Raw genomic sequence first — 26,991 nt, forward strand, 5'->3', positions numbered from 1 at the left:
CTGGGCGCGGCAGGCACAGGCAGCGCAGGCTCAGGGGCGTGAGAACACTTCCCCCCTCGCCGGCGGCAGATTGCTCCACACGGTTTCGCGGTCTATGAGCTTCAGGTCTGCGTGCCATCTTGGGCCTTGACTGGAGTCTGCTGCGGGCGTTGACCCAGGCCTCAGGCAACACCCATTCAGCGCATTTGCAGAAAATGTGGTGCTATATAAACAATAGCTTGTAGCGCTTTTGCTGAATAGATTTCAATGCTGAAATTGCTTGATTTCATTGTCAGCAATGCGGTAGATGCTTCTATTTTTGATTGCCTTCTGAAGACAATAAAACACCGGCGCAGCTTCAGGCCTTTGCTTTGCGCTGGCTGTGCAGGCCGAGCAGCACCAGTACGACGGCCACCAGCGGCAGCATGCCGATATTGATGCCGTTCCAGCCGGCGCTGTGCAGCAGCTGCCCCGATCCGAACGAGGCCACGGCCACCGTGCCGAAGACCAGGAAGTCGTTGAGTGCCTGCACCTTGGCGCGCTCCGAAGGGCGGTAGCACTCGGTCAGCAGCGCCGTGGCGCCGATGAAGCCGAAGTTCCAGCCCACGCCCAGCAAAATCAGCGAGCCCCAGAAGTGGAAGATGTCCAGGCCCATCAAGGCCAGTACGCCGGCCGCGCCTATCATCAGCAGGCCCAGAGCGGTCACGGGCCGCTTGCCATAACGCGCAATCAGCTTGCCGGTGAAGAAGCTGGGCACGAACATCGCCAGCACATGCCATTGGATGCCCAGGGCGGCTTCGCCCACGCTGTAGCCGCAGCCCACCATGGCCATGGGCGCAGCGGTCATCAGGAACGCCATCAGTCCGTAGCTGACCACACCGGCCGCGCAGGCCACGACGAACTCAGGCGTGCGGGCAATCTCCCCCAGAGGCCTGGCGTCGCCGACCACAGCCTTCTTGTTCTGAGGTGGCGGCAGACGCAGGCCCATGAGCAGAGGCAGGGCCAGCAGGGCCAGCGCCGCCTGGCTGTAGAAGCTGCCGGCAAACGGGGTGGCAGGCATGGCGTCGCGCGTCCAGATCACCACCTGCGGGCCGATGATGGCGGCAATCAGACCGCCGATCATCACGCGCGAAATGGCCTTGGCCTGCTGCGCGGGCTCGCTCACCATATCGGTGGCGGCAAAGCGGTAGCTCTGCACGCAGGCCGCATAAAAGCCGGCCAGCGCCGTGCCGATGCAGAAGGTGACGAAGTCGCTGTGCGCAATGCCTTGTGCGGCGACCACGCCGGAGATCACGCCCAGAATGGCGCCCAGCACATAGGCCGCGCGGCGGCCCATGCGGTTCATGATCCAGGCCGCAGGCAGGGTGGATAGCGCCAGCCCGAGTTGGTAGATGCTGACCGGCAGGGTGGACGCTGCGGGGTTGGACGACAGCTGCTGCCCGACCAGGCCGCCCAGTGAGATGATGATGGGCGGAGAGGCTCCCCCCAGGGATTGGGCTGCGACCAGCAGGCCCATGTTGCGGTTTTGTTGTGTGTTGTTGTCTGATTGCATAAATCGCTTTGGCTGCCCATGCTTGTGCGCAGATTTGTCACATCTTGCAGCATTCATATTGGCCGCACATTAAAGGGTTTGCTGCGGGCTTGATGCAGATGCAAGCCTGGTGATCGAAGTAAATGGAAGTGATATGACGCTGAAATCCCCGACCGGCTTTGCAGGCCTGAACATTGCTTTGGCGCTCATGAGCTCTACGTCGATGGCGCATGCCGAGACGGCAGACACCTCGCATGAAGCGGTGGTCTGGTCGGCGAGCTATCGCGGCGAGATCGCCGGCAAGGCAGTCAAGCTGGAGCTGTGGCGGCTTGACGGTGCCGTTGGCGGCAGCTACTGCTACGAGCCCTGCAATCGGCCCGGAGCCACGCTTGATCTGGAAGGCTCGGCAAGCGGACAGCTGACGGAAACGCCCATGGAGGGGGCAAGCGACCCCAAGCCTTCGGGCCGCTGGTCGCTGGCGGCTTTGCCGGGCATGGCGCCACGGCGCCTGCAGGGCCAGTGGCAGTCCATGGATGGCAAAAGACGCTGGCCGCTCAATCTGCTGCGCCAGCCCCCGGCCTTCTCCCATGCGCTGCATTACGAGCTGCGCCTCCTGATGAATCAGAAGCTGCGCTCCCTGGCCGACTGCGGCGAGCATACGGATCTCCAGGTTTCCGCCATCCAGGTCTATGAGCAGGGACGTCTGAAACAAAGTCTGCCAACCGATGCCGTGGGCAGTTGCTGGCTGGTGCAGCCGCGCTGGGTGGATGCGAATTTTGACGGCTGGCCGGATCTGACCCAGGCGCTGGATCTGCCTGCAGGGCCGAATATTGCGCACCGCACATGGCTCTACGACCCGGGAGCTCAGAAGCTGGTGCTGGGGCCGCAGTCCCTGCAGGACATCAGCTCGCCCGCCTTCGATGGCAAGGCCAGGCGCATCTACAGCGAATGGCGAGCCAGCTGCTGCAGCCATGGCGTGGACATCTATGCCTGGAAGCCCGCAGGGCCGGAGCTGGTCGAGCAGGCCGAAAGCCATATGCTGCCAGTGCGCAAGGGCGGCAAGCTCATGGCCTGCTATCAGATGCCGGCCTATGCACAAGGCCATGTGCGCTGGCCTAGCGGCCTGTACCAGCGCGGCAGCGACCTGAGTCTGGCGCAGGAGCCCGCTGCCGACTGGTGCGATGCCGACCCTGCGGCCACCATGGGCCAGAACCAGGTTCAGGTGCTGGCCGAGCCCAGGCCCGGTCAGCCACCCCAGGTTCTCAAGACCTATGGTGCAAGCTACCGCAAGGTCGAGACGCCCCAGGGCGCCCGCTACTGCCCCGATATCGCGGTCTTCGATGCCGATGCCCGCAAGGTGGTGCGTGTGCTGATGAGCGAGAACGTCGAGCAGGACTGCGAGACGGAAAAGCCCGCCGGGACTCAGCCCTGAAAATGGCTTATGGCGTTGAATGGAAATCACTTGCTGCTATCGTTTTGGATGATTTGCGTGTTGTACAATTTAACCGAATTGAGAGTCATTCTCAACAAACCTTAGCCACGCACTTCGTTTTAGCCATAGGAGATCAATCAAAAACGAGGTCTACATGGCAACCCCGGTTCGTGGCGGCGCAGGCAAGGTGCCGCCGGCATCCGCACAGTTCGCGCCATTCGCGTATTGGCTTTCTTCTGCGGCTTGCCGCAGCCCGCGCTCTGCCGTGGGTCTGGCGGTATTGCTGGCTCTGAGTGCCACATCCCATGCCCAGACGCTGCCGCAGACAGCGCAATCGCCGGAAAAACGCCTGAGCGAAGTCACGGTTTCCGACAAGCAGGACGGCGGCGGTCTGCCCGCGCTTGCTCCTGGCGCCCAGGTTGCCAGAGGGGCGGCGCTGGGGCTGCTGGGCAATGTGGATGTGATGGATGCTGCTTTCAACATCACCGCCTACTCCGAAGAGTTGATCCGCGACCAGAATGCGGCCACGGTAGCTGCCGTGCTGGAAAACGACTCTTCGGTGCGCTTCACCACCAATACCGGCCATGTCAATGAGAACTATGTGATTCGCGGCTTCGACGTCAACGCCAGCGAAGTGGCTTTCAACGGCCTGTACGGGCTGGCGCCCGACAGCCATGTGCCGACCGAGATGATCGAGCGCGTGGAACTGCTCAAGGGCCCGGGTGCACTGCTCGGCGGCATGGCCCCCAACGGTGCGGTGGGCGGTGTGGTGAATGTGGTCAGCAAGAAGCCGCTGGCCGAGGATCTGACACGGCTGACCACCACCTACACCTCGGGCTCGCAGCTGCAGGAGCACGTGGATGTATCGCGGCGCTTCGGCCCCGAGCGCCGCCTGGGCATACGTTTCAATGGCGCGCTGTCCAGCGGGGAAACCGAGGTCGACGACCAGAAGCGCCGTCGCCGCCTGGGCGCCGTGGCACTGGACTATCAGGGCGATCGCTTCACGCTGGGGCTGGATGCCTATCACTACAAGGTGAACCTGGACAACGGCAGTCCGGTGATGGTGAGCTTTGGCAAGATGAAGAATCTGATTGCGGCGCCGGATGCCAGCAACAATCTGTTCCGCGGCGTCAATACCGAAGTGGAGAACAAGTCGGTGGCGCTGCGCGGCAGCTTCGAGCTCAGCGACAACTGGCAGCTCTACGGCAGCCTGGGCAAGGCCTGGCATGACTATGCTGGCCAGCCCACGGGCACGCGCGTGGTGCTCAATGCCGTGGGAGACGGCTCCGCCGTTGGCCAGACCTATAACCTGCAGGGCTATACCAACAGCACAGCGCTGGACGCGGGTTTGCGCGGGCGCTTCAAGACCGGCGATGTGGGCCATCAGCTGGTGTTCTCGTTCAACGAGCTGCAGCAGCAAAGCGGGCGCGCGCTGCCCATTGTGGTCAGCAGCAGCTACACCACCAATATCTACGACCCGGTGCTGCCGGTTCTGGCCGGACCGCGCAATGCCGTGCGCCAGGAAAACGACAATGTGATCCGCAGTTTCGCCGTGGCCGATACCCTGAGCCTGCTGCAGGACAGGCTGCAGCTGACGCTGGGCGCGCGCCACCAGCGCGTGAATCAGAAGATGAAGGGCTACGACGAGAGCGCCGTCACTCCCATGCTGGGCCTGGTGGCCAAGCCCTGGGGTGAGGATCTGTCCTTTTATGCCAACTACATTGAAGGGCTGAGTCCGGGCCTCGAGGTCGGCTCCACCTACGCCAATGCAGGCGAGACATTCGCGCCCTACAAATCCAAGCAGATGGAGGCGGGCGTGAAGTGGCGCCGCGCAGGCTGGACGAATACGCTGTCGCTGTTCCAGATCGAGAAGCCTTCCACCACCATCGATACCGCTGCCAATACCCTCAAGCTCAATGGCGAGCAGCGCAATCGCGGCGTGGAGTGGAATACCTTTGGTGCCGTGAGCTCCCGCCTGCGCGTGCTGGGCGGCATCACGTACCTGCAGCCCAAGCTGACCAGCACCCAGGGCGGCTCCAACGACGGCCATGACGCGTTCGGAGCAGCACGTTGGGCGGCCAATCTGGCGGCAGACTGGGATGTGCCGGGTGTGGCCGGTCTGGCGCTGAACGCACGCCTGGTGCATACGGGCAAGCAGTGGGTCAACTCGGCCAACACCTTGCGTGCCCCGAGCTGGACGCGCTTTGATGTCGGTGCGCGCTACACCACGCGCATTGCTGACAGGAAAGTGGTCTTGCGCGGCACGGTGGACAACGTCTTTGCCCGCAATTACTGGGCCGGCGCCTTCGCCGACAACTTCCTGACCGTGGGCGCACCGCGCACCGTGCGCATCAGCGCGGCCGTGGACTTCTGAGACGGAGCAAGCATCAATGCATGAAGATCATCAAGGTTTGTCTTTGCCGGTGACGCGCTACAGGCCATCGGGCAAGGGACTGCGTTCCGTACTTGTTCCAGGTCTGCTGGCGGTGGCCAGCGTCGGCGTCGCCAGCACGGCCGGTGCCGCCAGACCTTTGCCCGCGGACGCCACTCAGAGCGCGGCCAAGGCGGCATCGTCGCTGGCGATGCGCGAGCCGCTCTCAGGTCGGCTGTCACCGGGACAGGTGCTGAGCCTGCAGCTGGAGGCACCGGCCGGTGCCGTGGTGCGCGGCAATCTGCAGGCGCTGGGCGTGGTGCTCGATGTGCAGACACCTGACGGGCGCCATCTGCGGCGGCTGAGCCAGGGCGAAGGCGTCGATCACGCGTTTACCTGGCTAAGCCGGGGCAAGGCGAAGGAGCGTCTGGTGCTGCGTGCAGAGAACGTCCAGCCTTATGCATCGACAGCAAGCGGCATGTTGGTGGCGCAGGGCGGGCACAGCGATGCACGGACCCATGCCGCGCCTAGTCCTGGCGCCTACGAGCTGACGATCACCCAGGTGCTGGCGCCGTTGGCGGCCGGCCATGGGCCTGTGGCAGAGATCGAACCCGAGCCGCTGCGCAGCCCCAGGCTCAGGGCCTTGCAGGCGAGGCTGGCGCAGGGCGGCGACAGCCGCGGCTTCTGGCAGGAAATGGAACGCCAGGGAACGCCGCTGATCGAGCCCTGGGATGCCGAGCATCAGCTGGTGAGCTTTGTCTGGCGCGGCGCCGGACAGTCCGTGCGGCTGTTCGGCAGTCCCTCGGGCAATCATGAGCCGCTGCAGCGCCTTGGAAGCAGCGATGTCTGGTGGGCCAGTTTCGTCATGCCCAGGGATGCGCGCCTCAGCTATGGCTTTGCGCCCGATGTGCCTGCGGTCTCGGCCGATGCCATGATTCAGCGCCGTGCCATTCTGTCCACCTTGCAGCGCGATCCGTTCAATCCCCAGAGCTGGGGGCGGTCTGCGGATCTGCAGACGGTGCAGGATCGCTTCGATGGTCGCTCCGTGCTGACACTGGCCAAAGCGCCGCCCCAGCCCTGGAGCCAACCCCGTGCCGGCGTGGCTGCCGGCCAGTTGCAGCGTCACTGGCTGGGCAGCCAGGCGCTGGGCAACGGGCGCGATATCTGGATCTACAAGCCGCAGGGCTGGCAGCAGTCCGATACGGCTGGGCGTTCCCTGCTGGTGCTGTTCGACGCACAGGCCTATCTGCGCCAGGTTCCCACGCCCGCCATCATCGACAACCTGATGGCAGACGGCCTTGTGCCTGCAACCGCTGTCGTGTTGGTGGCCAATGGCGCAGGCGACGCTCGCAGCCGCGAGCTGCCGCCCAATCCGGTGTTTGCCGACTTCATGGGCGGGCAGCTCATGCCCTGGCTCAAGGCACAGGGCATAGCGGCAGCTGCCGAGCGCACGGTGATTGCCGGATCGAGCTATGGCGGCCTGGCCTCAAGCTATGTGGCGCTGCGCCATCCGCAGTGGTTTGGCAATGTGCTCAGTCTTTCGGGCTCCTACTGGTGGGCTCCCAAGGGCGAGTCGCCCAACTGGCTGGCGCGTCAGTATCAGCAATCGCCGCAGCTGCCGATACGCTTTTACCTGGATGCCGGGATCTACGAAGGGGCTCGTGGCGGGCAGGCAGGCATACGCGAGACCAGCCAGGAGCTGGGCGATGTATTGCGTGCCAAGGGCAATAGCGTGGTGCAGCGCGTGCACAGCACCGGCCATGACTATGTGCACTGGCAGGGCTCGCTGGCCTGCGGGCTGCTGGCGCTGGTGGGGAGCGAGCCATCGACCGAGAGGCTCAAGGAGCAGGTCGCACAGTCCTGCGGGCTCTGAATCCGGGAAGTACGAAAAAAGGGGCCTGAGGCCCCTTTTCATTGGCCCGCAGCACCTGCTTGTGAAGCGTTGCGGGCTTTCATGCAAGCTGCTACTTGAGCTTGTTGCCGCATTCGCCGCAGAACAGGTCATTGGCTGCCACGGGGGCGCTGCAGGCGGGGCAGCTCGGCGCAGCCTGTGTCTGGCGGGCTTTTTCAGCGGCTTGTGCTTCGGCGCGGGCCCGGGCCGCTTCACGCTCGGCTGCCTGTTGCTCGGCCCGCGCCTTCAGACGCTGGGCCTCGGCTTGCTGACGTGCTTCTTCGGCAGCCTTGGCTGCGGCGCGTTCCTCTGCTGCCTGGGCTTCGGCACGCTGGCGTGCAGCCAGTTCCTGGGCTTCGGCTGCAGCACGTTCGTGTGCCGCACGTTCGCTTGCCGCACGCTCTCGGGCAGCCTGCTCGGCTGCTTCGGCTTCGGCCTTCAGGCGGGCTGCCTCGGCCTCGGCGCGCAGTCGTGCCGCTTCGGCTTCGCTGCGCTGGCGGGCGGCAGCTTCTTCAGCGTCTTGACGTGCCTTGTCTGCAGCATCGGCAGCAGCGCGCTCACGTGCCTGCTGTTCGGCAAAAGCCTGCTCGGTCGATGCGGCTGCGGCTGCGGCGGCAGTTAGGCCTGCGGCGGCGGCTGCGGTGCCGGCGCTGGCATTTCCGTCGGTGCCGGGCGGGATGTCGGTGGCGGCGGGCTTGGCTGTGGCTTCCTGCAGGCGCTCGCTGGCAGCCTGCTTGGCACGCTCGGCAGCGGCCATGGTGCGTTCTGCGGCAGCCATGGTCTGGGCCTTGGCTTCTTCGGCCTTTTTGCGCACATCGCCAATCAGGCTGTCCAGTGCACCCTCGGCTTCGGCAGGGTCCACGCTTTCACGGGCCTGCAGATAGATCAGGTTCATGCCCATGATGGCCACCTGGGCCAGCAGGGCGCCCACCACGCAATAGAGAACGCCCAGGCCGGCGATGAGGCCGGTGCTGCCGCCACCCATCATGCCCATGGGATTGAAGCCACCGCCGTAACCACGGCCGTAGCCGCCGCCCATGAACATGCCGGCCATGGAGCCGGCATCTCCGGTAATGCTCATGGCCATCCCGGTCAGGGAGACAGTGGCGGGAACCAGTCCGGCAAACAGCATGAAGCAGACCAGGCCCAAAATGACGTAGAGCACGACTTCCATCAGCACCACTTCGACCAGTCGCTTGCGTGCAATGCTCAGCACATTGGCCAGCGCAGCCTTGACGGACAGGCCGCTCCAAAGCGCTGGGCCCATCAAGGGGCCGACGACCCAGATCATGGCGATCAGCAAAGCCGCGGCGACCAGCACCAGAATCGGATGGGCCACAAAGGCCAGAATGCTGCCGAGCACGGGAATCTTGCAGACGAAGTAGATGACGGCAGCCAGCAGGTAGTAGGCCAGCGTGGCAAGCAATACCGCCAGACCGACCAGCAGGAACTTGGGCAGGCACAGCAGGCCGGCCGATGCAGCAGCCGAGAAGGAGCGCACGGGCTCGTTCCTGGCCTTGTCCATGAGCATGATGCCGACTCCCGAAGAGCCGGCCAGCAGTGCGATGACGGACGCCAGCATGAAGATCAGGTACATGAAGAAGCCGGCCTTGACCAGCATCCAGGCCGCGGCTGCGATCAGTGCGCCGGTGACCAGCAGTGTCAGAAAGCTCAGCAGCAGCGGTCGCCACTGAGTCAGCCCTTCGGCGGCTCTGGCAAGGGTGGCAAAACGTATTTCTCCCAGGGGTTGCTCTCTCATTTTTCGTCCTGTCTTGTGGTTGAGGCTGGCTGGTCTGGCACGGTGAGCCGCTGGCTGGCCGGGTGTCAAAGCTTGCCGCGGATCTCGCCGGCTTCGATGGTGTAGCGCTCAACGCCGGCGGGCAGGCCAGTGTCGATCTTCTTGATGACAGTGACGGGTTTGCCGCCCTTGGACTGGGTGGTGCCTGTGGCGGTATTCACACGCCCGGCCTTGACATCCTCGTCCGACTGATCGACCACGATGCTGGAGGCGCCGCGGTTGTCGGCCAGCTCATTGGCCAGCTCCTTGAGCACGTTCATGGCCTGGGTGTATTCCTTGCGACCCTTGGCGGCCAGCGGCATCTCCACGGTCAGGGCTGAGAAACTGCGCATCTGGTGTGTCTGTCCCGACTGCCCGTCGGCGATGCTGACGGTTCTGGTCTGCACCGGACCGGCCACGGCGCGTTGTTTGGGCGGCAGCTTCTGCATGGCCTGCACGGCCTGGGCCTGCATGCTCTGTGCCTGCTGGGTCTCCTGATCGAGAGCGGCTTGCAGGCGCGCAAAGCGCTCGCTCTGCCCACCCGAAACAGCGGGCGCGCTGCCGCCAGGGCCGCAGCTGGGGTCTGCAGAATTGGTGACGCGCGAGAGCATGCAGCTCAGCGACGTGGAGGCATCTTGCAAGGTGGCGCAGCCGCCGAGCAGGGTTGCGGCGCAGGCGAGCACAGTGAGTTTGAGTTTTTTCATGGCTTTCAATCCAGCAGGTCATCCAGCGATGGCGCGGTGCTCTTCTTGACTGGAGGTGTTCTTGCAGGGGGCGGCACGGGCGGTTTGCCGGATGCAGGGGCTGCGGGCAGTTGCGGGCTGGCCGCTGGCGCGGGTGCCGCGCTGACGGTGTCTGGGCTCACCACCACGGGGGCGACTGCGGTGGCGGGCACAGTGTCGACGCTGCTGGTAGCAGGGGCGCCAATAGGGGCACCTTCGGCAGGCGTTGCCTGCGCGGCCGTATTGCCGCCCAGCGGGCCGACCAGGGCATCGGCCTTGGCCTTGTCCTCGGCCGAAATCGCATCCTTGCCGGCCTGGGTCGCACCGGATGCGCTATTGGCGCTGCTGCCCGTGCCGGTGAGACCCCTCATATTGCTGGCCATCATCACACCGCCCGCAATGGCGGCGATCAGCAGTGCCAGCACTGCCCATTTGATCCAGGCATTGCTGCCGCGCACCGGCTCCTGAGGAAAGGCCGGCGCACGGTGGTTGCGCGGCGCAGGCTTGGCTGCAGGCTCGGGCAACGGCGGCCTTGGCGCGGGCTGGTCCATGGGCTCGATCAGGGGTGGAGTCAGACTGGCTTCATCGATGGCCTGCGCAGCGCCCGAAGGCATCTGAGGCGCGGCCGCCAGCACATCGGTGTCGGCGCGGCTCTCGAAAACCATGCCGCAGCGCGTGCAGAAACGGGCGTCGGGCTTGCAGACAGCCTGGCATTGGCTACAGATTTTTTCAACAGCAGTGATGGCCGCTTCCGGAGCTTGTCTGGTGCCGCAGTTCTTGCAGAACTTGGCATTCGGAGAGAGCGGATTGCCGCATTGGGAACAATTCATGGTCTGCAATCGAGAAAAGAGTCCGCGGGCGATGACCGCTGCGCAGCATTGCTGCCTTGGCAATGTCCGGAATATGGCCTGTTCCAGGGCAATGGCCTGAACCGGTGCGGACTGTGAAAAATGATTTGTATCTTAGCGGCGCATTTGCCGCAGCCTGTTGGATCGCTTTATGCGAAGGTGGTCACGTGCAGCTGTGACAGCTTTTTGTCAGGCATGGCTGTCAATGAACGGGGTTGCAGTTAATCGGGCTGAGCGCGGAGTTTCGAGAGTTTTCTTGCCTAAGTGACTGATTTGAAAAGAAGGCCGCAAATCAGCTGCTTTATGGCGGCCTGAATTGCCGGAAAAAGCCGGGGCTTTGAAATCTGTTTGATTTCTGCAAATGCTTCAAATGGTTGAGATTGTTTTGCGCTGTAAGAATTTCAAGGAAATACAGGCCCCGCACAACTGCGGGAGCTCGCAAGGTCGGTAATCACTGCTGTGCAACCAGCGTCAGCAACTCGATTCGCGGCGCCACGCCTAGGCGTACGGCAAAACCGGCCCACAGGCCTGCGCCGCTGCTGACCAGCAGCTTCATATTGCCGACGTCATATTCGCCGCGCACAAAACCGTTGTTGACGGGGGCCACCAGCCAGCGGTCCATGCCCAGGATCAGTCCGCCGTGGGTATGGCCCGAGATCTGCAGATTCACGCCCTTGCCCGCGTTGTCGCGCGCGAACTTGGGCTGATGCGCCAGCAGGATATGAAACGCTGCCCCGGCCTTGCGGGCCTGGGCGGCAACCGCATCCACGTCGGGGGGGATGCCTTCGGCCTCCTCGGGATCGGCATTGTTGGGCGAGGTGCGGCCGAACACCGGGTCGCCGATGCCGGACAGCGCCAGCTTGCTGCCCTTGATGCTCAGCAGCTGCGTGCGGTTTTCCAGCAGATTCAGGCCCAGGCGGCGGAACTCGGCCCTCCAGGCGTTGTAGCCGCTGTAGTACTCGTGGTTGCCCGGTGCCGCCCAGACGCCGTAGCGTGCGCTCAAACCGGCAAGCGGTGCCACATGGGAGCGGCTGGTGGCGACATCGCCGTCCACCATGTCGCCGGGCAGCACGATCAGGTCGGGTGTGGTGGCAAGGGTGCGCTGCACGATGGTCTGCACATAGCTTGCATCATTGACCGGGCTGGCGTGGATATCGGCCAGCACGGCAATGCGCAGTCCCTGCAGTGCGGCGGGCAGGTTTCTGACCGCGATCTGCTGCTCATGCACCCGGGGTGGCTGCAGGGCGTTGAAGACGCCGATGGCGCTCAGACCTGCTGCCACCACCAGTGCACCAATGCTGAGCGCGGGGATATGCATGATCTGCGCCATGCTATTGCGGCCTGTCAGCCGGGCGATGAGCCAGAGCAGATCGCGCAACAGCACAAAAATCACCAGCATCAGCAGGGTGGACAGAATCCAGCCGCCGGGGACCTGCCAGGGCGCAATGCTGATGTATGGCACGGCACCTGTTTGCAGCAGGTAGAGCAATATGGCAGGGGCTATACCCAGCATTCCCGTAATCAACGTAAGGGCAAAGCGCAGCCTCATGGCGATGCGATTGAGGGGGCACCAGAACCAGATGGCAAGCAACGGAATGGCAAGGGCGGCGAGTGAAACCATGAGTTCAGCGGTCGGGGAAAAGTGCAAGCAGAGAAGGTGAAAGAGACGAGGGAGGACATGCCTCCCGGCGGAGAAGGACCGCGGCGCCGAGCATAGCAACCGTCAATGACATCCCGTTACTGACGGTTTTGTCATTTTCCTGTCAGCGCGTCGACCGGGCCCGCTTTCTACAGTGAGTCTCATCTGGTGAGGTGGCTTATGTGGATGCGCAAGACCTTGAAAGAGTCGTTGGCGAAACGCAGGCAAATGAGCCGCTGGCTTGGGGTGCTGGCTGTGTCTGCATTGTCTGCCTGTGCCGTGGGGCCCGACTATGTCAGACCTCAAGCACCCGATGGAGCCGGCAGCCAGGCAGGGTTCAAGGAAGACGGTCCTTGGCGCCAGGCCATGCCTGCTGCAGTGGATTCGCATACACCCTGGTGGCAGGCTTATGGCGATGGACAGCTCAATGCTCTGGTGGACCAGGCCATGGCGGCCAATCAGACCATTGTCCAGGCACAGGTCCAGTACCAGATGTCACAAACCCTGGTGCAAGGCGCGCAGGCCGATTACTACCCGGTGGCGGGCATCAATGCGCAGGGCCAGCGGGGCCGCTCCATCAGTGCAGGCAAGAGCAGCCTGGGCAATAGCCACAGCTGGACTTTGAGTGCCTCCTGGGAGCCAGATTTATGGGGACGTGTGAGCCGCAATGTGGAGTCGGCCCGGGATATGGCCCAGGCCGCGGCCGCCGATCTGGCTGCGGCGCAGTTGGCGGTACAGGCCAGTGTGGTCAACGACTACCTGCAACTGCGCATCCTCGACCGCCAGCAAGCCCTGTACGCCCGCACCACCGCCGCCTATGCCAGATCGCTGCAGCTCACCGAGGCTCAGCTGCATGCCGGCGTGGCCACGCGCGGTGATGTATCGCTGGCGGAAAGCACGCTGGCGGCGGCCCAGGCGCAGGCCCTGGATGTGAGCCTGACAAGGCGGCAGCTGGAGCATGCCTTGGCCGTGCTGCTGGGGCACACGCCAGCCGACTTCAGCTTGGCGCCGGATGATGAGGCGGCTTTGGCCAGATTGCCCGGCGTTCCACTGGGTTTGCCGTCTCAATTGCTGGAGCGTCGCCCGGATATTGCCGCTGCTGAGCGCCGGGTTGCGGCGGCCAATGCCCAGATTGGCGTGGCACAGGCGGCCTTCTATCCCAACCTGACCCTCAGTGCCAGCGGCGGTAATAGCGGCCCGGGACTGGGTCTGCTGAGTTGGGTGGCCGCGCCGGGCAAGGTCTGGGCACTGGGTCTGGCTGCAGCCGCCACGCTGTTCGATGGCGGTGCGCGCAGTGCCAATCTGGCCCATGCCCGGGCCGGTTTTGAGGCCACAGCGGCCAGTTATCGCCAGACCGTGCTCAACGGCTTTCAGGAGGTGGAAGACAACCTCGCTGCCCTGGGAGGCCTGCAGCAGGAATACGCGGCCCAGCAACGCGCCAGCGGATCGGCCCAGGCGGCGGAGCATGTGGCGCTGAGCCAGTACCGCGCCGGCACCGTCACTTATATCAATGTGATCACCGCCCAGGCACTGGCCTTGAGCAACGAGCGCGCCGCGCTGCAGGTGCAAGGGCGTGCCTATGCGGCCAGCGTGGCTTTGATCAAGGCCGTGGGCGGGGGCTGGTGCACGGCCCAGCTGCCACCGGCCGGGGAAAAGCTCCCTGCCGGCGCAGCGGTGGACGAAGTCATGTGTGGCAAGGCCTGGGCGGGGCGGGCAACAGCCAAGGCTGCGACGGCCGTGCAGATTTCTGGGCAGGAGATTGATCATGAGCAATGAGTCAGGGCCTGTTGGTGTTGATGGAAGCGCAGGCAACAGCAGCTCGGCTGCTCCAGCGCGGCGCATGCCTCTCAAGGTCTGGGGCCTGGGGGCGGTCACCGTTGCCATCGCGCTGGTGTTGGCCTGGCCGCATTGGCATGGGCAGCCGCACTCCGCTGCGACTGCCGCATCGACGGCAGCTGCGGCCAAGGTGCCGGTGCGGACTGCTTTGGTCACCCAAAAAGATATGCCGGTGGTGTTGACCGGCATTGGCAGCGTTGTGCCAGCGGCTTCGGTCATCATTCGCACCCGGGTGGATGGGCAGCTGGATCAGGTGGCATTCAAGGAAGGGCAGGACGTGAAAGCCGGCCAGGTGCTGGCGCGACTCGATGCGCGCACCTATCAGGCACAGCTGCAGCAGGTTCAGGCGCAAAGGGCCAAGGACGAAGCCTTGTTGGCCAATGCCCAGGCCGATTTGCAGCGCTATAACGAGCTGATACGCGATGAAGCCACCACGCGCCAGACGCTGGAGACACAAAAATCACTGGTACGCCAGTTGCAAGCCACGGTGCAAAACGATGCTGCCCAGGTGAACTACGCCCAGGTGCAACTGGGCTTTACCACCATCACCTCTCCCATCACCGGGCGCGTGGGTGCCAGGCTGGTGGATGCCGGCAACATCGTGCATGCCGCAGACACGGGTGGCTTGCTGGTGGTCAACCAGATCGACCCTATTGCGCTGCAGTTCACCCTGCCTCAAGAGCAGTTTCAGGCAGTGAACAGGGCGATCAACACCGGACGGGTTCTGACGGTGCAAGCGCAAGATCAGAGCTCGCACGAGTTGCTGGCCACGGGCGCACTGACTTTGGTGAACAATCAGATCGATACCACCACGGGAACGATCACACTCAAAGCCTATTTCGCCAATCCGGAGCATAAGCTCTGGCCCGGCCAGACGGCGATGGCCAGGCTGATTCTGGGCACGGTGCCACAGGCCGTGGTCGTGCCCAATGCCGCGCTGCAGCGCGGCAACAACGGCCTGTTTGCCTATGTGGTCGACGCCGGCAACAAAGCGCAGATGCAGCCCGTGGTGGCCGGTGGCAGCGAGGCCGGACTCACGGTGATCAGCCAGGGGCTGCAGCCCGGTCAGCGCGTGGTGACCGATGGACAGTACCGGCTGACCCCGGGCGCCCAGGTGGTGGAGCAGGCGACGGGTGCTGGGCCGGCCGGCAGCGCTGCCAGCAGGGGGCAGACATCATGAATATCTCGGCTGCCTTCATCAAACGCCCCATAGGCACTTCGCTGCTGGCGCTGGCTTTGTTGCTGATAGGTCTGACGGCCTGGCCTTTGCTGCCGGTGGCGCCTTTGCCGCAGGTGGATTTTCCCACCATCCAGGTCACGGGCCGCTTGCCCGGAGCCAGCCCCGAGACTATGGCTTCGAATGTGGCGCAGCCGCTGGAGCGCCAGTTCTCGCTGATTCCCAGCCTGACGCAGATGACGTCTTCCAGCTCGCTGGGCATTTCGCAGATCACCTTGCAGTTTGATCTGGCCCGCGATATCGACGGTGCGGCTCTGGATGTGCAGTCCGCCATCAATGCTGCGACGGGGCAATTGCCCAAGAATCTCCCCAGCCCTCCCAGTTTTCGCAAGATCAATCCGGCCGACGCACCGGTGCTGATTCTGGGCGTTCAGTCCCAGGTGCTGCCCATCACGCAAGTCGACGATGCTGCCGAGAACATTCTGGCCCAGCAGATCTCGCGCATAGCCGGCGTGGGTCTGGTCAATGTGTTTGGTCAGCAAAAACCCTCGGTGCGCATTCAGGTCGATCCGGCCCGGATCAAGGCTCTGGGATTGAGTCTCGAGGACATCCGCGGTGTCATTGCCAACACCACTGTGAGTGCCGCGACCGGCACCATCGACGGTGCCGCTCAGGCCTTCAATGTTTACACCAATGACCAGCTACTCAAGGCCGAACCCTGGAACAATGTGGTGCTGGCCTGGCGCAACGGCGCGCCCATACGCGTGCGCGATATCGGCTTGGCCGTGGACGGGCCCGAGAACACCAAGATTGCCGCCTGGGCCTATGCGGGTCCCGCGGCCCCGGAGGGGGCAAACATTGCCAATGGCCGCACCATTTTGCTCGCTATCACCAAGATGCCGGGGGCCAATGTAATCGAGACGGTCGACCGCATTCGCGCTGCGTTGCCCAAGCTGCAGGCCGGCATTCCGCCGAGCATTACGGTCAACACGCTGATCGATCGTACGCAGACCATCAGAGCCTCGGTCAAGGATGTGGAGTTCACCTTGCTGCTGTCGATCGCTCTGGTGGTGGCAGTGATCTTTGTGTTCTTGCGTAGCGTGATGGTGACGGTGATTCCCAGTGTCACCGTGCCGCTGGCCATTCTGGGCACGGCCGGGGTGATGTATGTGCTGGGCTACAGCCTGGACAATCTTTCCCTGATGGCCTTGACGATCGCCGTGGGCTTTGTGGTGGACGATGCCATCGTGATGCTGGAGAACATCTACCGTCATATTGAAGCCGGCATGGAGCCGTTGCAGGCCGCGCTGCAGGGTTCGCGCGAGATCGGCTTCACCATTGTCTCTATCTCGGTGTCGCTGGTGGCGGTGTTCATTCCTCTGCTGCTGATGGGAGGCATTGTGGGGCGGCTGTTTCGCGAGTTCGCGGTCACCGTCACCATCACGATTGTGGTTTCGGTGCTGGTATCGCTCACCGTCACACCCATGATGTGCGCCAAATTTCTGCGGGCTCGTCAGATCGGCGATGCGGGCGACACTGCAGCGCATCCCGAGCACCATGGCAGGATCTATATGTGGTTTGAGCGCGGCTTTGAGGCCATGCTGGCCGGCTATCGCAAAGGACTGGAGGTGGTGTTTCGCCATCAGTTCATCACCTTGCTGAGCTTTGTCGCCACACTGGCGGCCACGGTGGTGCTTTATCTGGTCATACCCAAAGGTTTTTTTCCGCAGCAAGACACTGGCTATATCTTTGGCTCGGCCATCGCGGGGCAGGACAGCTCGTCCGATGCCATGCACGAACGCATGCTGGCGTTGGCAGACATCGTGCGCCGGGATCCTGATGTGACAGCATTCGGCATGCAGGCCGGTGCCAGCACCTTCAATTCCGGCAATATGTTCATCGGCCTGCGTCCGCTGGACGAAGGCCGCAGGGTCACGGCCGATCAGGTGATTGCCCGGTTGCGCCCGCAACTGGCCCATATCCCGGGCGTGACCCTGTATATGCAGGCCGGGCAGGACATCAATGTGGGCGGGCGTCTGGCTAGTGCACAGTACCAGTACACGCTGACCGATAGCAATCTGCAGGAGCTCAACGACTGGACACCCAAAATCCTGGAGGCTCTGCGCGCTCTGCCAGGCTTGACCGATGTCACTTCGGACCAGCAGAACGCCGCGCCCACGGCCTTGTTGACCATCGACCGCGATCTGGCGTCCAGCTATGGCATCACGCCGGCATTGGTGGATGCCACCATCAATGACGCCGTGGGTCAGCGCCAGGTGGCGCAATACTTCACTCAACTCAACAGCTACAACGTGGTGTTGGAGGTCACGCCGCAGTTGCAGCAAGATCCGCAGCTGTTCGACAAGATCTTCCTGACCTCGCCCATCACCGGCCTGCAGGTGCCGCTGTCCACCTTCGTGAAGCTGGACACCAGTCACACCGGCTATCTGGCCGTGAACCACCAGGGGCAGTTCCCGGCCGTCACCATCTCCTTCAACCTGCTGCCCGGCAACGCGTTGGGGCAGGCCGTCGATGCCATTGCTCAGGCGCAGGCCCGGATGGGCGTACCGCCCACCTTGAACGGTAACTTCCAGGGCACTGCTCAGGCCTTTGGTGATTCGCTGCGCACACAGCCTTATCTGATCGCCGCTGCGCTGGTGGCGGTTTATATCGTGCTGGGCCTGTTGTACGAGAGCTATATCCACCCGCTGACCATTCTTTCCACCTTGCCGTCCGCGGGCGTGGGCGCGCTGCTGATTTTGATGGCCGGTGGCTATGACCTGAGCGTGATTGCGCTGATCGGCATCATCTTGCTGATCGGCATCGTCAAGAAAAACGGCATCATGATGGTGGACTTTGCCCTGCATGCCGAGCGTGACCAGGGCATGGCACCGCGCGATGCCATTTTCGAGGCCTGCTTGCTGCGCTTTCGCCCCATCATGATGACCACCATGTGTGCCTTGCTTAGTGGCCTGCCGCTGATGCTGGGCCATGGCGCTGGCTCCGAGTTGCGGCGGCCGCTGGGCTTCGCCATGGTCGGAGGCTTGCTGCTGTCGCAACTGCTTACCCTGTTCACCACGCCCATCATTTACCTTTACCTGGATCGGGCGCATTACTGGGTGGAGAACAAAAGAGCGGCCAGAAAGACCAGGCATGACCAGGGTCGCCCGGGCCCCGAATCTTCCTCTACGATGGTGAAGCCATGAAAGTTCTGATCATCGAAGATGAACGCAAGACCGCCGACTATCTCTGCCAGGGCCTGACCGAGCAGGGCTGGACCGTGGATGTGGCGCATGACGGCATCGACGGCCAGCATCTGGCGGTCAACTACGACTTTGATGTGGTGGTGCTCGATGTGATGCTGCCGGGCTTGAGCGGCTTCGACATCCTGCGCTCCATGCGGGCCGTCAAGAACACGCCTGTCATCATGCTGACGGCGCGCGATGGTGTGGACGACCGCATCAACGGCCTGCGCGAGGGGGCAGACGATTACCTGATCAAGCCTTTTTCCTTTCTGGAACTGCTGGCAAGGCTGCAGGCCTTGACGCGGCGCGGGCGCGCTCAGGAGCAGACCTTGCTGCGCGTGGGCGAGCTGAGCATTGATCTGATCCGGCGCAAGGTGGTGCGCGCCGGCCAGCGCATTGAACTCTCGGCCAAGGAGTTCGCCCTGCTGGAGCTGCTGGCCCGACATCAGGGCGAAATACTGACGAAGACAGCGATTGCCGAAATGGTGTGGGACATGAACTTTGATAGCAACACCAATGTGGTGGAAGTGGCGATCAAGCGCTTGCGTGCCAAGATTGATGCGCCTTTTACCTCAGCCCTGCTGCACACTATCCGCGGCATGGGCTATGTGCTGGAAGAGCGCGATGGCGCTTGAGTCGACTGTTCCACCAGCAGGTGCCGGCCAGAGCGCACGCTGGAGCATTGCTGCACGTCTGGCCTGGATGTTTGCTCTGGTGGCGGTGGTTATTTTTGTGCTCATGGGAGCGGCCTTGTTCCACGTACTGGAGCACGAGCTGGACCGCTACCAGATCGCCCAGCTGCAGGGACGCATGGAAGATCTGCGCTACATGTTGGAGCACAGTCGCTCTCCCCAGTTGGCCGAGCATGTCAAGCAAAAGATGCAGGACCTGCAGGATGCGGACGGGCATCACCGCTACTGGCTCTGGAGTGCTGAGGGGGACTACCGTATGGGACAGAGTGCCCAATGGGTGGCGCAACAGTTGTTGCAGCCATCTCCGTCACCCTTGTGGCGGCTGAGCTTGCCCGGCGACGCCACAAAAGTGGTCGTATTGGGCACACATCTGCCGGCTAACGATATACGCCCTGCCGTGCAACTGATGGTGGGAATGGACGCGGCAGGTATCAACAACACCTTGCATAGCTTTCGCCTTGCTTTGGAGGGGTTGATCTTGCTTGCCGGCTTGATTGTTGCCGCTTTGGGCTACTGGATTGCCGTGGTGGGTTTGAGGCCGGTACAGCAGTTGTCGGTCGATACGCAGCGTATCGGACGCAGACAGGCGGGGGAGCAGCGGCCGCTATCGAGAGAGGGCGCAGAGTATGCGCATGAGCGCTTGCAACTGCCGATCCTGCCCCGGGAGTTATTGACCCTGGGTATCTCCATCAACACGGCACTAGACCGACTCAGTGCAACCTATCTGCAACTGGAGACCTTCAATGCCGATGTGGCGCACGAGCTGCGCACCCCGGTGACAAATCTGATCGGTCAAACCCAGGTGGCTTTGTCGCGAGAGCGCTCTGTGGCTGAGCTACGCGAAATACTGCAGTCCAACTTGGAAGAGCTGGAGCGCCTGCGTGGCATTGTGGCGGACATGCTGTTTCTGGCCCGTGCAGAACAGGGGACGCGGGCCTACGACGCGGTACAGGTTTCGCTGGCCCAGGAAATGGGCAAAATCGTCGATTTTTTCGAAATGTTGCTGGACGATGCCGGGCTTGAGGTGCAGATCAGTGGAGATGCACAGGTCGTCGTCCAGCGTCCCTTGCTGCGGCGCGCCTTGAGCAATTTGCTGCAAAACGCCATACAGCATGGCGCAGGCAAGGCAGTCATTAATGTGAAAATCGAATCGGAGGTGGACGGTATGGCCCAACTGTCCATCACCAATGGCAGTCAGATGATTGCGCCAGATCAGCTGGCGCATCTATTTGACCGCTTTTATCGTGTAGATGGTGCGCGAGCCAACAGTGGCGAGAGTCATGGCCTGGGTCTGGCAATTGTGAAAGCCATTGCGGTGATGCACGGTGGAGCCGTTTCGGCAAAACAATCGGATGGACACATGAGCGTATGCATTCGATTGCCTTCGGCGCAGGGGCAGGCGCTGCGTTAAAGCGAACTAACGCATCAGCCCAGTCGCGCGGCTTTGCCTAATTGTGCGATCTTGCTTAGCCAGCCATTCACCCACTCTTCCAGGCATTCGGGAGGCAGGACGACATCTCGCAGCGCAATGCTCAGCAAAATGACGCTGACCAAAAAAACTGTACGCTTGAACTCCATGGGAATCTCCATTCCTTCGCTCAGAAGGTATGCGAGTCCAGTCTAGAAATGCCGCATAAAGCCAATGTGACTGGCTTGTAAATCTGAGCCAAAGTTTTGTGGCTGCTGTTGTTCAAGTCGTTAATGGCTCCCTATGGGGCCTCTCTAAAGCCAGATTTCTGGACGCAAAGTGCAGGCAGTCAATGTCAACTTAAGTCTGGCCTAAGTCTGGTTTGCACAATGGGCTTGTCGAGTACCTGTTTTGCCGCTTTCGCTTTGAAAGCCTGTCCACCTACAGGAGTGAATCATGCAAAAACGCTCGCAAGTTCAAGCCCGCACTGAGTCCAGTCAGGCAGATATCAATACCCCCAGTCATTGGCGCACCTTGGCTCTGGCTGCCGTGCTCGGCTCTGCCGCTTTGGCGGGATGCGCCGTGGTGCCTGCCGAACCGGTTTATGGCTACAACGGTTATGGCGACGTCGTTAGCGCCAATGTGGCGCCGCCCGCCCCCTATGTCGAGACCATTCCCGTGGCGCCCTTCGTGGGCAGTGTCTGGATTGGCGGCTTTTGGGACTGGGAAGGTGGTCGTCATGTCTGGCGTCCTGGTCACTATGAGCATGGCCGCCCCGGCTATGCCTATCGCCAGCCCGCTTGGCATCAAGGCCCTGGCGGTCAGTGGATGCTGCATCGTGGCGGCTGGGAACAGGGCGGCCGTGACGGAGGCAGACGCCGCTAAGCGGCGCTGAGAGTCGCTTATATGTCTACAGGTGTCGGGGTGAGGGCCATGAAGGCATGAAGCATTTATGCTTCATGCCTTCATGGCAGGACAACGCGTTAGCAAAGAACGGTGAAAACTGCTACAACCCCTGACTCGGCTTTTCACCTTTCCGTAAATGTTCTGTAGGAGTGCTCGGCGTGAGCGGTGAGGCCGTTTTCAACGGCATGCTGTTTGCGCTGCACATCGGCATTTCATGAGCGGTGAGAATCGGCTCGATTCTGAGATGCCAGCATCCAGTCAAGGCCGGATTATGGTTGCGAGGTTGTGAGCCAAGGGGCTTTCTTCAAGGAGCTTGGTTGGCCGCCTTGAGCGGCGGATTGAGGCAGATCGCAGGCACACTTTTGAGATAGATCGCAATGGCATGCAGATACGCATCGCTGAGTTTGGAGGTGCCTCGAACCGCCACTTTCATGCCGGAGCCCACTGCATCGGAGTCTGACATCGCCCGTTTTAAGCAGTTTTTGAATATCTGCGATGGACCAGTCACCAATAGCTGTCTTCACGTCAGAGGTGATGTTGGGTGCATTTCGCCCGAAGGCAACGCCACTGCCCGCGTGACAGCCAATGCAATCGGCCGCGTTATCAATGTATTGGCCATTGGCCAAGTTGGGTGCCGCGTGGGTTTTGCTGCGCCAGCATGTTCTGTGATCGTGGTGTAGCCCAGACCCTTGTATGGGTGTGCTGGGTCCCAAGCGACGGGGGCGCTTGGGCTGGCTGCCAGGCAAAGCGAATGAAAAGATGAGGGACTGTGCTGTGTGCTGCGCAATGTGGCCCGTCATTTGGTGGCGTTCCTGGTTGATGTGACCAAAAAACACGGTGGTGTTTTGATAGGGCGTAAGGATGTCAATCGCCTTGGCTCCATCCTTACTTGCCCAATCCCAGGGCGGGTACAGGTCAAACAGGGGCCGATGTGCAAAGACCGCTACAGGAGCGGTTTTATCGAGCTGTGCCAGGTCAGCATGTAAACATTCCAGTTGCTTTTCGCCAATCAGGCCATTGGGATCCGACACATTTTCAAGCGCCACAAATGAATACTTTGTTGTTGAAGCTGCAATGACCGGTGCCAAAAACATGTTGGTAAATCTCGCCCCTGTCGAGCCCTGTGTCGTTCCCGCCCGGAATGAAGCGCAGGTCAAACAGTGCAGCCCATGCCAGCAAGTTTGAGAAAAACCCGACGATAGAAAGGTCGATCCATCATGTGCTGCTACAGGGGGCATCCAGGTTGGCGCCCTGTGGAACAGTACGCCAGTAGCCGTTTTTATTCCAGCTAACTGGTTTTGTTACAGATACCCGCAATCAGGCGGCTGGACTGCCCCTAGGCATTTGAGCGCGGCCCGGCTTGAGGCTGGAAATTGTCTGCCGCAGCGCGGGCCGTCCACTCCTCAGGCCGCGGTGCGATCAACATCTTGTGTGCGAGTGTGGTGCGAGGCTGGGATAATCCCAGCCCTTATGTCTTTGAAGATCAACTTCCCCGAGTCGCTCCCCGTATCCAGCCGTCGCCAGGAAATCATGGAGGCCATGGATCGCCATCAGGTCATCATCGTCTGTGGCGAGACCGGCTCGGGCAAGACCACGCAGCTGCCCAAGATCGCACTGGCGCTGGGCCGGGGCAGGCTCAATGCCGCGCCCGATGCCAATGGCCAGGTGCGCGGCCATCTGATCGGCCACACCCAGCCGCGCCGCATTGCCGCCAGCTCGGTGGCCAAGCGCATTGCCGAGGAGCTGAACACCCCGCTGGGCGAAGTGGTGGGCTACAAGGTGCGCTTTCAGGACACGCTGCAGAAGAACGCCTCCGTCAAGCTGATGACCGACGGCATCTTGCTGGCAGAGACCCAGACCGATCCGCTGCTCAAGGCCTACGACACGCTGATCATCGACGAGGCGCATGAGCGCAGCCTGAACATCGACTTTCTGCTCGGCTATCTCAAGCAGATCCTGCCCAAGCGCCCAGACCTGAAAGTGGTGGTGACGTCAGCCACCATCGACGCCGACCGCTTTGCCAAGCACTTCGAATCGAAGAACGGTCCGGCGCCCGTGATCATGGTCTCGGGTCGTACCTATCCGGTGGAGATGCGCTATCGCCCGTTCGAGGGTGAAAAGGACAAGGATCTGAACGACGCCATTGCCGATGGCGTCGATGAACTCTGGGCCGGCGGCAAGGGCGGCGATATCCTGATCTTCCTGCCCGGCGAGCGCGAGATCCGTGAAGCCGCCGACCATCTGCGCAAGCATTTGCAGCACTCGCCCACGCTGCGCAGCGCCGAGGTGCTGCCGCTGTTCTCGCGCCTGTCGCAGGCCGAGCAGGACCGTATCTTTGACGGCCATACGGGCCGGCGCATCGTGCTGGCCACCAATGTGGCCGAAACCTCGCTCACGGTTCCTGGCATTCGCTATGTGATCGACGCCGGTACGGCGCGCGTGAAGCGCTACTCCTTTCGCAGCAAGGTGGAGCAGCTTCTGGTCGAGCCGATCTCGCAGGCTGCGGCCAACCAGCGCGCGGGCCGTTGCGGCCGTGTGGCCAACGGCATCTGCATTCGCCTGTATGACGAAGAGAGCTTTGTCAGCCGCGACCGCTTCACCGACCCCGAAATCCTGCGCTCTTCGCTGGCCGGCGTGATCCTGCGCATGAAGTCGCTGGGTCTGGGCGATGTGGTGCATTTCCCCTTCCTCGAGGCCCCCTCGGGCCGCGCCATTGCCGACGGCTATCAGTTGCTGGCCGAGTTGGGCGCGGTGGACGATCACGGCCATCTGCTGCCCATGGGCAAGGAGCTGTCGCGCCTGCCGCTGGACCCGCGCGTGGGCCGCATGATTCTGGAAGCGCGCGAGCGCCGCGCCCTGGCCGAGGTGCTGATCATCGCCTCGGCTCTGAGCGTGCAGGACGTGCGCGACCGGCCCATGGAAGCGCAGCAGCAGGCCGACCAGGCCCATGCCAAGTTCGACGACGAGAAAAGCGAATTCAGCGGCTATCTGCGTCTGTGGCAGTGGCTGTCGGATGCGCGCGGCGGCAAGGTCGTGGCCAAGAGCCGCAAGGAGATGGCGGCTCAGCACGCGCCTGCGGCCAAGCCCAATGCGCGCAACCAGGCCTTCCTGCCCGTCAGTCAGCGTGCCAGCGGTGCGCAGGTCGAAGGCACGGTGGAGGAGCGGCTGGCGCTGTTCAACCCCGCCGAGCAGGCCCAACATGCCGACGAGGCCACGCACAAGATCAGCAACCGCCAGTGGGAGCAGTTGCTGCGCCAGAACTTCATCAATATCCGCCGCGTGCGTGAGTGGCGCGACATCCACTCTCAGCTGCTGACCGTGGTCAAGGAGCAGAAATGGCTGCTCAACAACGAGGCGGCGGGTTATGAGGCCGTGCACCTGTCCATGCTGTCGGGCCTGCTCGGCAATATCGGCTACAAGGCTGAGGAGAGCGAGAGCTATCTGGGCGCGCACGGCATCAAGTTCCACCCGCATCCCGGCGCCCACCTGAGCAAGAAGCCCGGCCGCTGGATCGTTGCGGCCGAGCAGGTCGAGACCTCGCGCCTGTACGGCCGCGGCATTGCGGTCATAGAGCCGCAGTGGCTGGAGGAGGTGGGCGGCCATCTGCTCAAGAAGCAGCTACTGGACCCGCACTGGAGCAAGAAGCAGGCCGATGTGGTGGCGCTGGAGCGCGCCACGCTCTACGGTCTGGTGGTCTACAACGGTCGCCGCGTCAGCTACGGCCGCGTCGATCCGCATGAGGCGCGCAATCTCTTCATCCGCCAGGCGCTGGTGGAGGGCGAGTGGGAAACCCAATGGCATTTCCTGCCCGCCAACCTCAAGCTCATGCGCAAGGTCGAGGAGCTGGAGCACAAGAGCCGCCGCCAGGACGTGCTGGTCGACGACGAGCTGATCTTTGCCTTCTACGACCAGCATCTGCCCAGGGATGTGTACAGCGGCGCGACCTTCGACAAGTGGTTCCGTGCCGAGAGCAGGAACCAGCCCGAGCTGCTGCGCCTGTCCAGGGACGAGCTGATGCGGCACGAGGCCGCCGGCATCACCACGGACAAATTTCCCAAGACCGTGAAGCTGGGCGGTGCCGATTGCAGCGCCAGCTATCTGCACAGCCCCGGTGACGCGCGCGACGGCATCACGGTCACCGTGCCGCTGTTTGTGCTCAACCAGGTGTCGGAGGAGCGTGCCGAGTGGCTGGTGCCGGGCATGCTCAAGGACAAGGTCCAGGCGCTGCTCAAGAGCCTGCCCCAGCGCCCGCGCAGCCGCTTTGTGCCGCTGCCCGAGAGCGCGGCGCGGCTGGCCGAGTTGTTTACGCAGAACGAACGCTGGGCCCAGGGGGGCCTGATCGACGCCTTGCTCAAGCAGGTGCGCGACGAGACTTCGCTGGATGTGAAGCGCGCCGACTTCAAGCTGGACATGCTGAGCCCGCATCTGTTCATGAACTTCCGCATCACCGACGAGCATGGCCGCCAACTGGGCCAGGGCCGCAATCTGGGCGCGCTCAAGGCCGAGTGGGGCGCCAAGGCACGTGGTGCATTCCAGGCGCTTGCTTCGTTAAAGGTAGCTGCTGGCGCTTGTGAGACGATACATTCAGAGCAAAAAGTATCTGAAAGTGCGAAGGATAATGCGCAAGTAGCTCCTAAAAATGATAAGGCTGTGGCGGGCAAGCCGGCCCAGTCGCATGATGCGCGCTACAAGGACTGGAGCTTTGGCGAGCTGCCCGAGCTCATGGAAATCAAGAAGGGCGGCACCACGCTGATCGGCTTTCCGGCCCTGATCGACCATGGCGATGCCGTCGGCATCGAGGTCTTCGACGAACCCGAGGCCGCCGCCGCAAAGCACCGTGTGGGCCTGCGCCGCCTGTTCGCGCTGCAGATTCGCGATGCGCTCAAGTATCTGGAAAAGAATATTCCCGATCTGCAGAAGATGGCCGTGGCCTATATGCCGCTGGGCACGCAGGAGGAGCTGCGCGGTCAGATCATCGATGTGGCCATAGACCGCGCCTTTCTGCAGGAGCCCTTGCCGAGCAACGAGGCCGACTTCAAGCAGCGAGTGCAGGACGGCCGTGGCCGCCTGACGCTGATTGCCAACGAGGTGGCTCGCATGTCGGCCGTTATCCTCGCCGAGTACGCGGCCGCTGCGCGCAAGATCAAGGACACCAAGAACGCGCCGGAGGCCACCAAGGACGCGAGCGAGCAGCTGCAAAAGCTCATGCCCAAGAACTTCATCGCCGTGGCACCCTGGGCGCAGCTCGGTCATTACGCGCGCTACCTCAAGGCGATTACCTCGCGCCTGGACAAGTACCGGGCCGATCCGGCGCGCGATGCCGCCAAGCTCAAGGAGCTGCTGCCGCTGGAGCAGCGCTACTGGCGGCTGGTGGCCGAGCGCAAGGGGCAGATCGATGCCCGCATGCAGGAGTACCGCTGGATGCTGGAGGAGCTGCGCGTGAGCTTTTTTGCCCAGGAGCTGCGCACGCCGTATCCGGTCAGCGCCAAGCGGCTGGACAAGGTCTGGGCGCAGCTGCAGCAGTGATGCAGGCTTGG

General features: G+C 62.7%; 17 protein-coding genes. 10 read left to right on the plus strand and 7 right to left on the minus strand.

Features of this window, described 5'->3' with window-relative positions:
* Positions 1-337: 337 nt before the first annotated feature.
* On the minus strand, positions 338-1,531 hold the full coding sequence (locus tag F3J24_RS00175; protein WP_167001683.1) for an MFS transporter: 1,194 nt from the start codon (positions 1,529-1,531) through the stop codon (positions 338-340).
* A gap of 133 nt (positions 1,532-1,664) precedes the next feature.
* On the opposite strand from F3J24_RS00175, the gene F3J24_RS00180 reads away from it, so the two are divergent.
* The 3 genes from F3J24_RS00180 (at position 1,665) to F3J24_RS00190 (ending at position 7,186) form a co-directional block, all read left to right on the plus strand.
* Entirely contained in the window at positions 1,665-2,942 is a 1,278-nt protein-coding gene (locus F3J24_RS00180) for a hypothetical protein (protein ID WP_167001685.1), read from the plus strand.
* Between the two features lie 154 nt (positions 2,943-3,096).
* Positions 3,097-5,316, plus strand: a complete 2,220-nt coding sequence (locus tag F3J24_RS00185) for a TonB-dependent siderophore receptor (protein ID WP_167001687.1) — start codon at positions 3,097-3,099, stop codon at positions 5,314-5,316.
* A gap of 16 nt (positions 5,317-5,332) precedes the next feature.
* Positions 5,333-7,186 (plus strand): enterochelin esterase domain-containing protein, encoded by a 1,854-nt coding sequence (locus F3J24_RS00190; RefSeq protein WP_167001696.1) that lies wholly within the window; start codon positions 5,333-5,335, stop codon positions 7,184-7,186.
* 91 nt (positions 7,187-7,277) lie between these two features.
* Here the strand turns inward: F3J24_RS00190 and F3J24_RS00195 are convergent, their stop codons facing one another.
* The 4 genes from F3J24_RS00195 to F3J24_RS00210 form a co-directional block, all read right to left on the minus strand.
* Positions 7,278-8,963 carry a zinc ribbon domain-containing protein gene (locus tag F3J24_RS00195; RefSeq protein WP_167001716.1) on the minus strand — a complete coding sequence of 562 codons (1,686 nt, stop codon included), beginning with the start codon at positions 8,961-8,963 and terminating at the stop codon, positions 7,278-7,280.
* A 65-nt stretch (positions 8,964-9,028) separates the two neighbouring features.
* Positions 9,029-9,685, minus strand: coding sequence for a hypothetical protein (locus F3J24_RS00200; RefSeq protein ID WP_167001718.1), 657 nt, complete (start codon positions 9,683-9,685; stop codon positions 9,029-9,031).
* Between the two features lie 5 nt (positions 9,686-9,690).
* Positions 9,691-10,533 carry a zinc ribbon domain-containing protein gene (locus F3J24_RS00205; protein WP_167001720.1) on the minus strand — a complete coding sequence of 281 codons (843 nt, stop codon included), beginning with the start codon at positions 10,531-10,533 and terminating at the stop codon, positions 9,691-9,693.
* Positions 10,534-11,002: 469 nt separating this feature from the next.
* Positions 11,003-12,172, minus strand: coding sequence for a metallophosphoesterase (locus tag F3J24_RS00210; RefSeq protein WP_167001722.1), 1,170 nt, complete (start codon positions 12,170-12,172; stop codon positions 11,003-11,005).
* Positions 12,173-12,418: 246 nt separating this feature from the next.
* On the opposite strand from F3J24_RS00210, the gene F3J24_RS00215 reads away from it, so the two are divergent.
* Genes F3J24_RS00215 through F3J24_RS00235 form a run of 5 tightly spaced genes read left to right on the plus strand, consistent with a single transcriptional unit; the run spans position 12,419 to position 20,551 of the window.
* Complete coding sequence (locus F3J24_RS00215) at positions 12,419-13,966, plus strand: efflux transporter outer membrane subunit (RefSeq protein WP_167001725.1); 1,548 nt, start codon at positions 12,419-12,421, stop codon at positions 13,964-13,966.
* Positions 13,956-15,206 (plus strand): efflux RND transporter periplasmic adaptor subunit, encoded by a 1,251-nt coding sequence (locus tag F3J24_RS00220; protein ID WP_205244561.1) that lies wholly within the window; start codon positions 13,956-13,958, stop codon positions 15,204-15,206. The genes F3J24_RS00215 and F3J24_RS00220 overlap by 11 nt, the downstream gene beginning before the upstream one ends.
* Positions 15,203-18,409 (plus strand): efflux RND transporter permease subunit, encoded by a 3,207-nt coding sequence (locus F3J24_RS00225; protein ID WP_167001727.1) that lies wholly within the window; start codon positions 15,203-15,205, stop codon positions 18,407-18,409. Before F3J24_RS00220 ends, F3J24_RS00225 begins: the two co-directional genes overlap by 4 nt.
* Positions 18,406-19,083, plus strand: a complete 678-nt coding sequence (locus tag F3J24_RS00230; RefSeq protein ID WP_167001729.1) for a heavy metal response regulator transcription factor — start codon at positions 18,406-18,408, stop codon at positions 19,081-19,083. Before F3J24_RS00225 ends, F3J24_RS00230 begins: the two co-directional genes overlap by 4 nt.
* Positions 19,073-20,551, plus strand: coding sequence for a heavy metal sensor histidine kinase (locus F3J24_RS00235; RefSeq protein ID WP_167001732.1), 1,479 nt, complete (start codon positions 19,073-19,075; stop codon positions 20,549-20,551). Before F3J24_RS00230 ends, F3J24_RS00235 begins: the two co-directional genes overlap by 11 nt.
* Positions 20,552-20,565: 14 nt before the next feature.
* Here F3J24_RS00235 and F3J24_RS00240 read toward each other — a convergent pair whose 3' ends face one another.
* Entirely contained in the window at positions 20,566-20,718 is a 153-nt protein-coding gene (locus tag F3J24_RS00240) for a hypothetical protein (RefSeq protein ID WP_167001734.1), read from the minus strand.
* A gap of 286 nt (positions 20,719-21,004) precedes the next feature.
* Between F3J24_RS00240 and F3J24_RS00245 the strand changes: the two genes are divergently transcribed.
* Positions 21,005-21,433: a YXWGXW repeat-containing protein gene (locus F3J24_RS00245; protein WP_167001736.1), complete on the plus strand. Its 429-nt coding sequence runs from the start codon at positions 21,005-21,007 to the stop codon at positions 21,431-21,433.
* 290 nt (positions 21,434-21,723) lie between these two features.
* On the opposite strand, the gene F3J24_RS00250 is transcribed toward F3J24_RS00245, so the two are convergent.
* Positions 21,724-22,548, minus strand: coding sequence for a metallophosphoesterase (locus F3J24_RS00250; protein WP_167001738.1), 825 nt, complete (start codon positions 22,546-22,548; stop codon positions 21,724-21,726).
* Between the two features lie 376 nt (positions 22,549-22,924).
* Here F3J24_RS00250 and hrpA point away from each other — a divergent pair, with 376 nt between their 5' ends.
* Positions 22,925-26,980: an ATP-dependent RNA helicase HrpA gene (hrpA, locus tag F3J24_RS00255; RefSeq protein WP_167001740.1), complete on the plus strand. Its 4,056-nt coding sequence runs from the start codon at positions 22,925-22,927 to the stop codon at positions 26,978-26,980.
* The last annotated feature ends 11 nt before the right edge of the window (positions 26,981-26,991 follow it).

It is taken from the genome of Comamonas sp. Tr-654 (assembly GCF_011752915.1).
Taxonomy (GTDB): Bacteria; Pseudomonadota; Gammaproteobacteria; order Burkholderiales; family Burkholderiaceae_C; genus Comamonas.

Coding starts and splice junctions, on each gene's coding strand:
- F3J24_RS00235 (WP_167001732.1), top strand. CDS start 19,073: ATGGCGCTTGAGTCGACTGTTCCACCAGCAGGTGCCGGCCAGAGCGCA.
- F3J24_RS00245 (WP_167001736.1), top strand. CDS start 21,005: ATGCAAAAACGCTCGCAAGTTCAAGCCCGCACTGAGTCCAGTCAGGCA.
- F3J24_RS00195 (WP_167001716.1), bottom strand. CDS start 8,963: ATGAGAGAGCAACCCCTGGGAGAAATACGTTTTGCCACCCTTGCCAGA.
- hrpA (WP_167001740.1), top strand. CDS start 22,925: ATGTCTTTGAAGATCAACTTCCCCGAGTCGCTCCCCGTATCCAGCCGT.
- F3J24_RS00230 (WP_167001729.1), top strand. CDS start 18,406: ATGAAAGTTCTGATCATCGAAGATGAACGCAAGACCGCCGACTATCTC.
- F3J24_RS00210 (WP_167001722.1), bottom strand. CDS start 12,172: ATGGTTTCACTCGCCGCCCTTGCCATTCCGTTGCTTGCCATCTGGTTC.
- F3J24_RS00175 (WP_167001683.1), bottom strand. CDS start 1,531: ATGCAATCAGACAACAACACACAACAAAACCGCAACATGGGCCTGCTG.
- F3J24_RS00220 (WP_205244561.1), top strand. CDS start 13,956: ATGAGCAATGAGTCAGGGCCTGTTGGTGTTGATGGAAGCGCAGGCAAC.
- F3J24_RS00215 (WP_167001725.1), top strand. CDS start 12,419: ATGAGCCGCTGGCTTGGGGTGCTGGCTGTGTCTGCATTGTCTGCCTGT.
- F3J24_RS00200 (WP_167001718.1), bottom strand. CDS start 9,685: ATGAAAAAACTCAAACTCACTGTGCTCGCCTGCGCCGCAACCCTGCTC.
- F3J24_RS00190 (WP_167001696.1), top strand. CDS start 5,333: ATGCATGAAGATCATCAAGGTTTGTCTTTGCCGGTGACGCGCTACAGG.
- F3J24_RS00225 (WP_167001727.1), top strand. CDS start 15,203: ATGAATATCTCGGCTGCCTTCATCAAACGCCCCATAGGCACTTCGCTG.
- F3J24_RS00205 (WP_167001720.1), bottom strand. CDS start 10,533: ATGAATTGTTCCCAATGCGGCAATCCGCTCTCTCCGAATGCCAAGTTC.
- F3J24_RS00185 (WP_167001687.1), top strand. CDS start 3,097: ATGGCAACCCCGGTTCGTGGCGGCGCAGGCAAGGTGCCGCCGGCATCC.
- F3J24_RS00240 (WP_167001734.1), bottom strand. CDS start 20,718: ATGGAGTTCAAGCGTACAGTTTTTTTGGTCAGCGTCATTTTGCTGAGC.
- F3J24_RS00250 (WP_167001738.1), bottom strand. CDS start 22,548: ATGTTTTTGGCACCGGTCATTGCAGCTTCAACAACAAAGTATTCATTT.
- F3J24_RS00180 (WP_167001685.1), top strand. CDS start 1,665: ATGACGCTGAAATCCCCGACCGGCTTTGCAGGCCTGAACATTGCTTTG.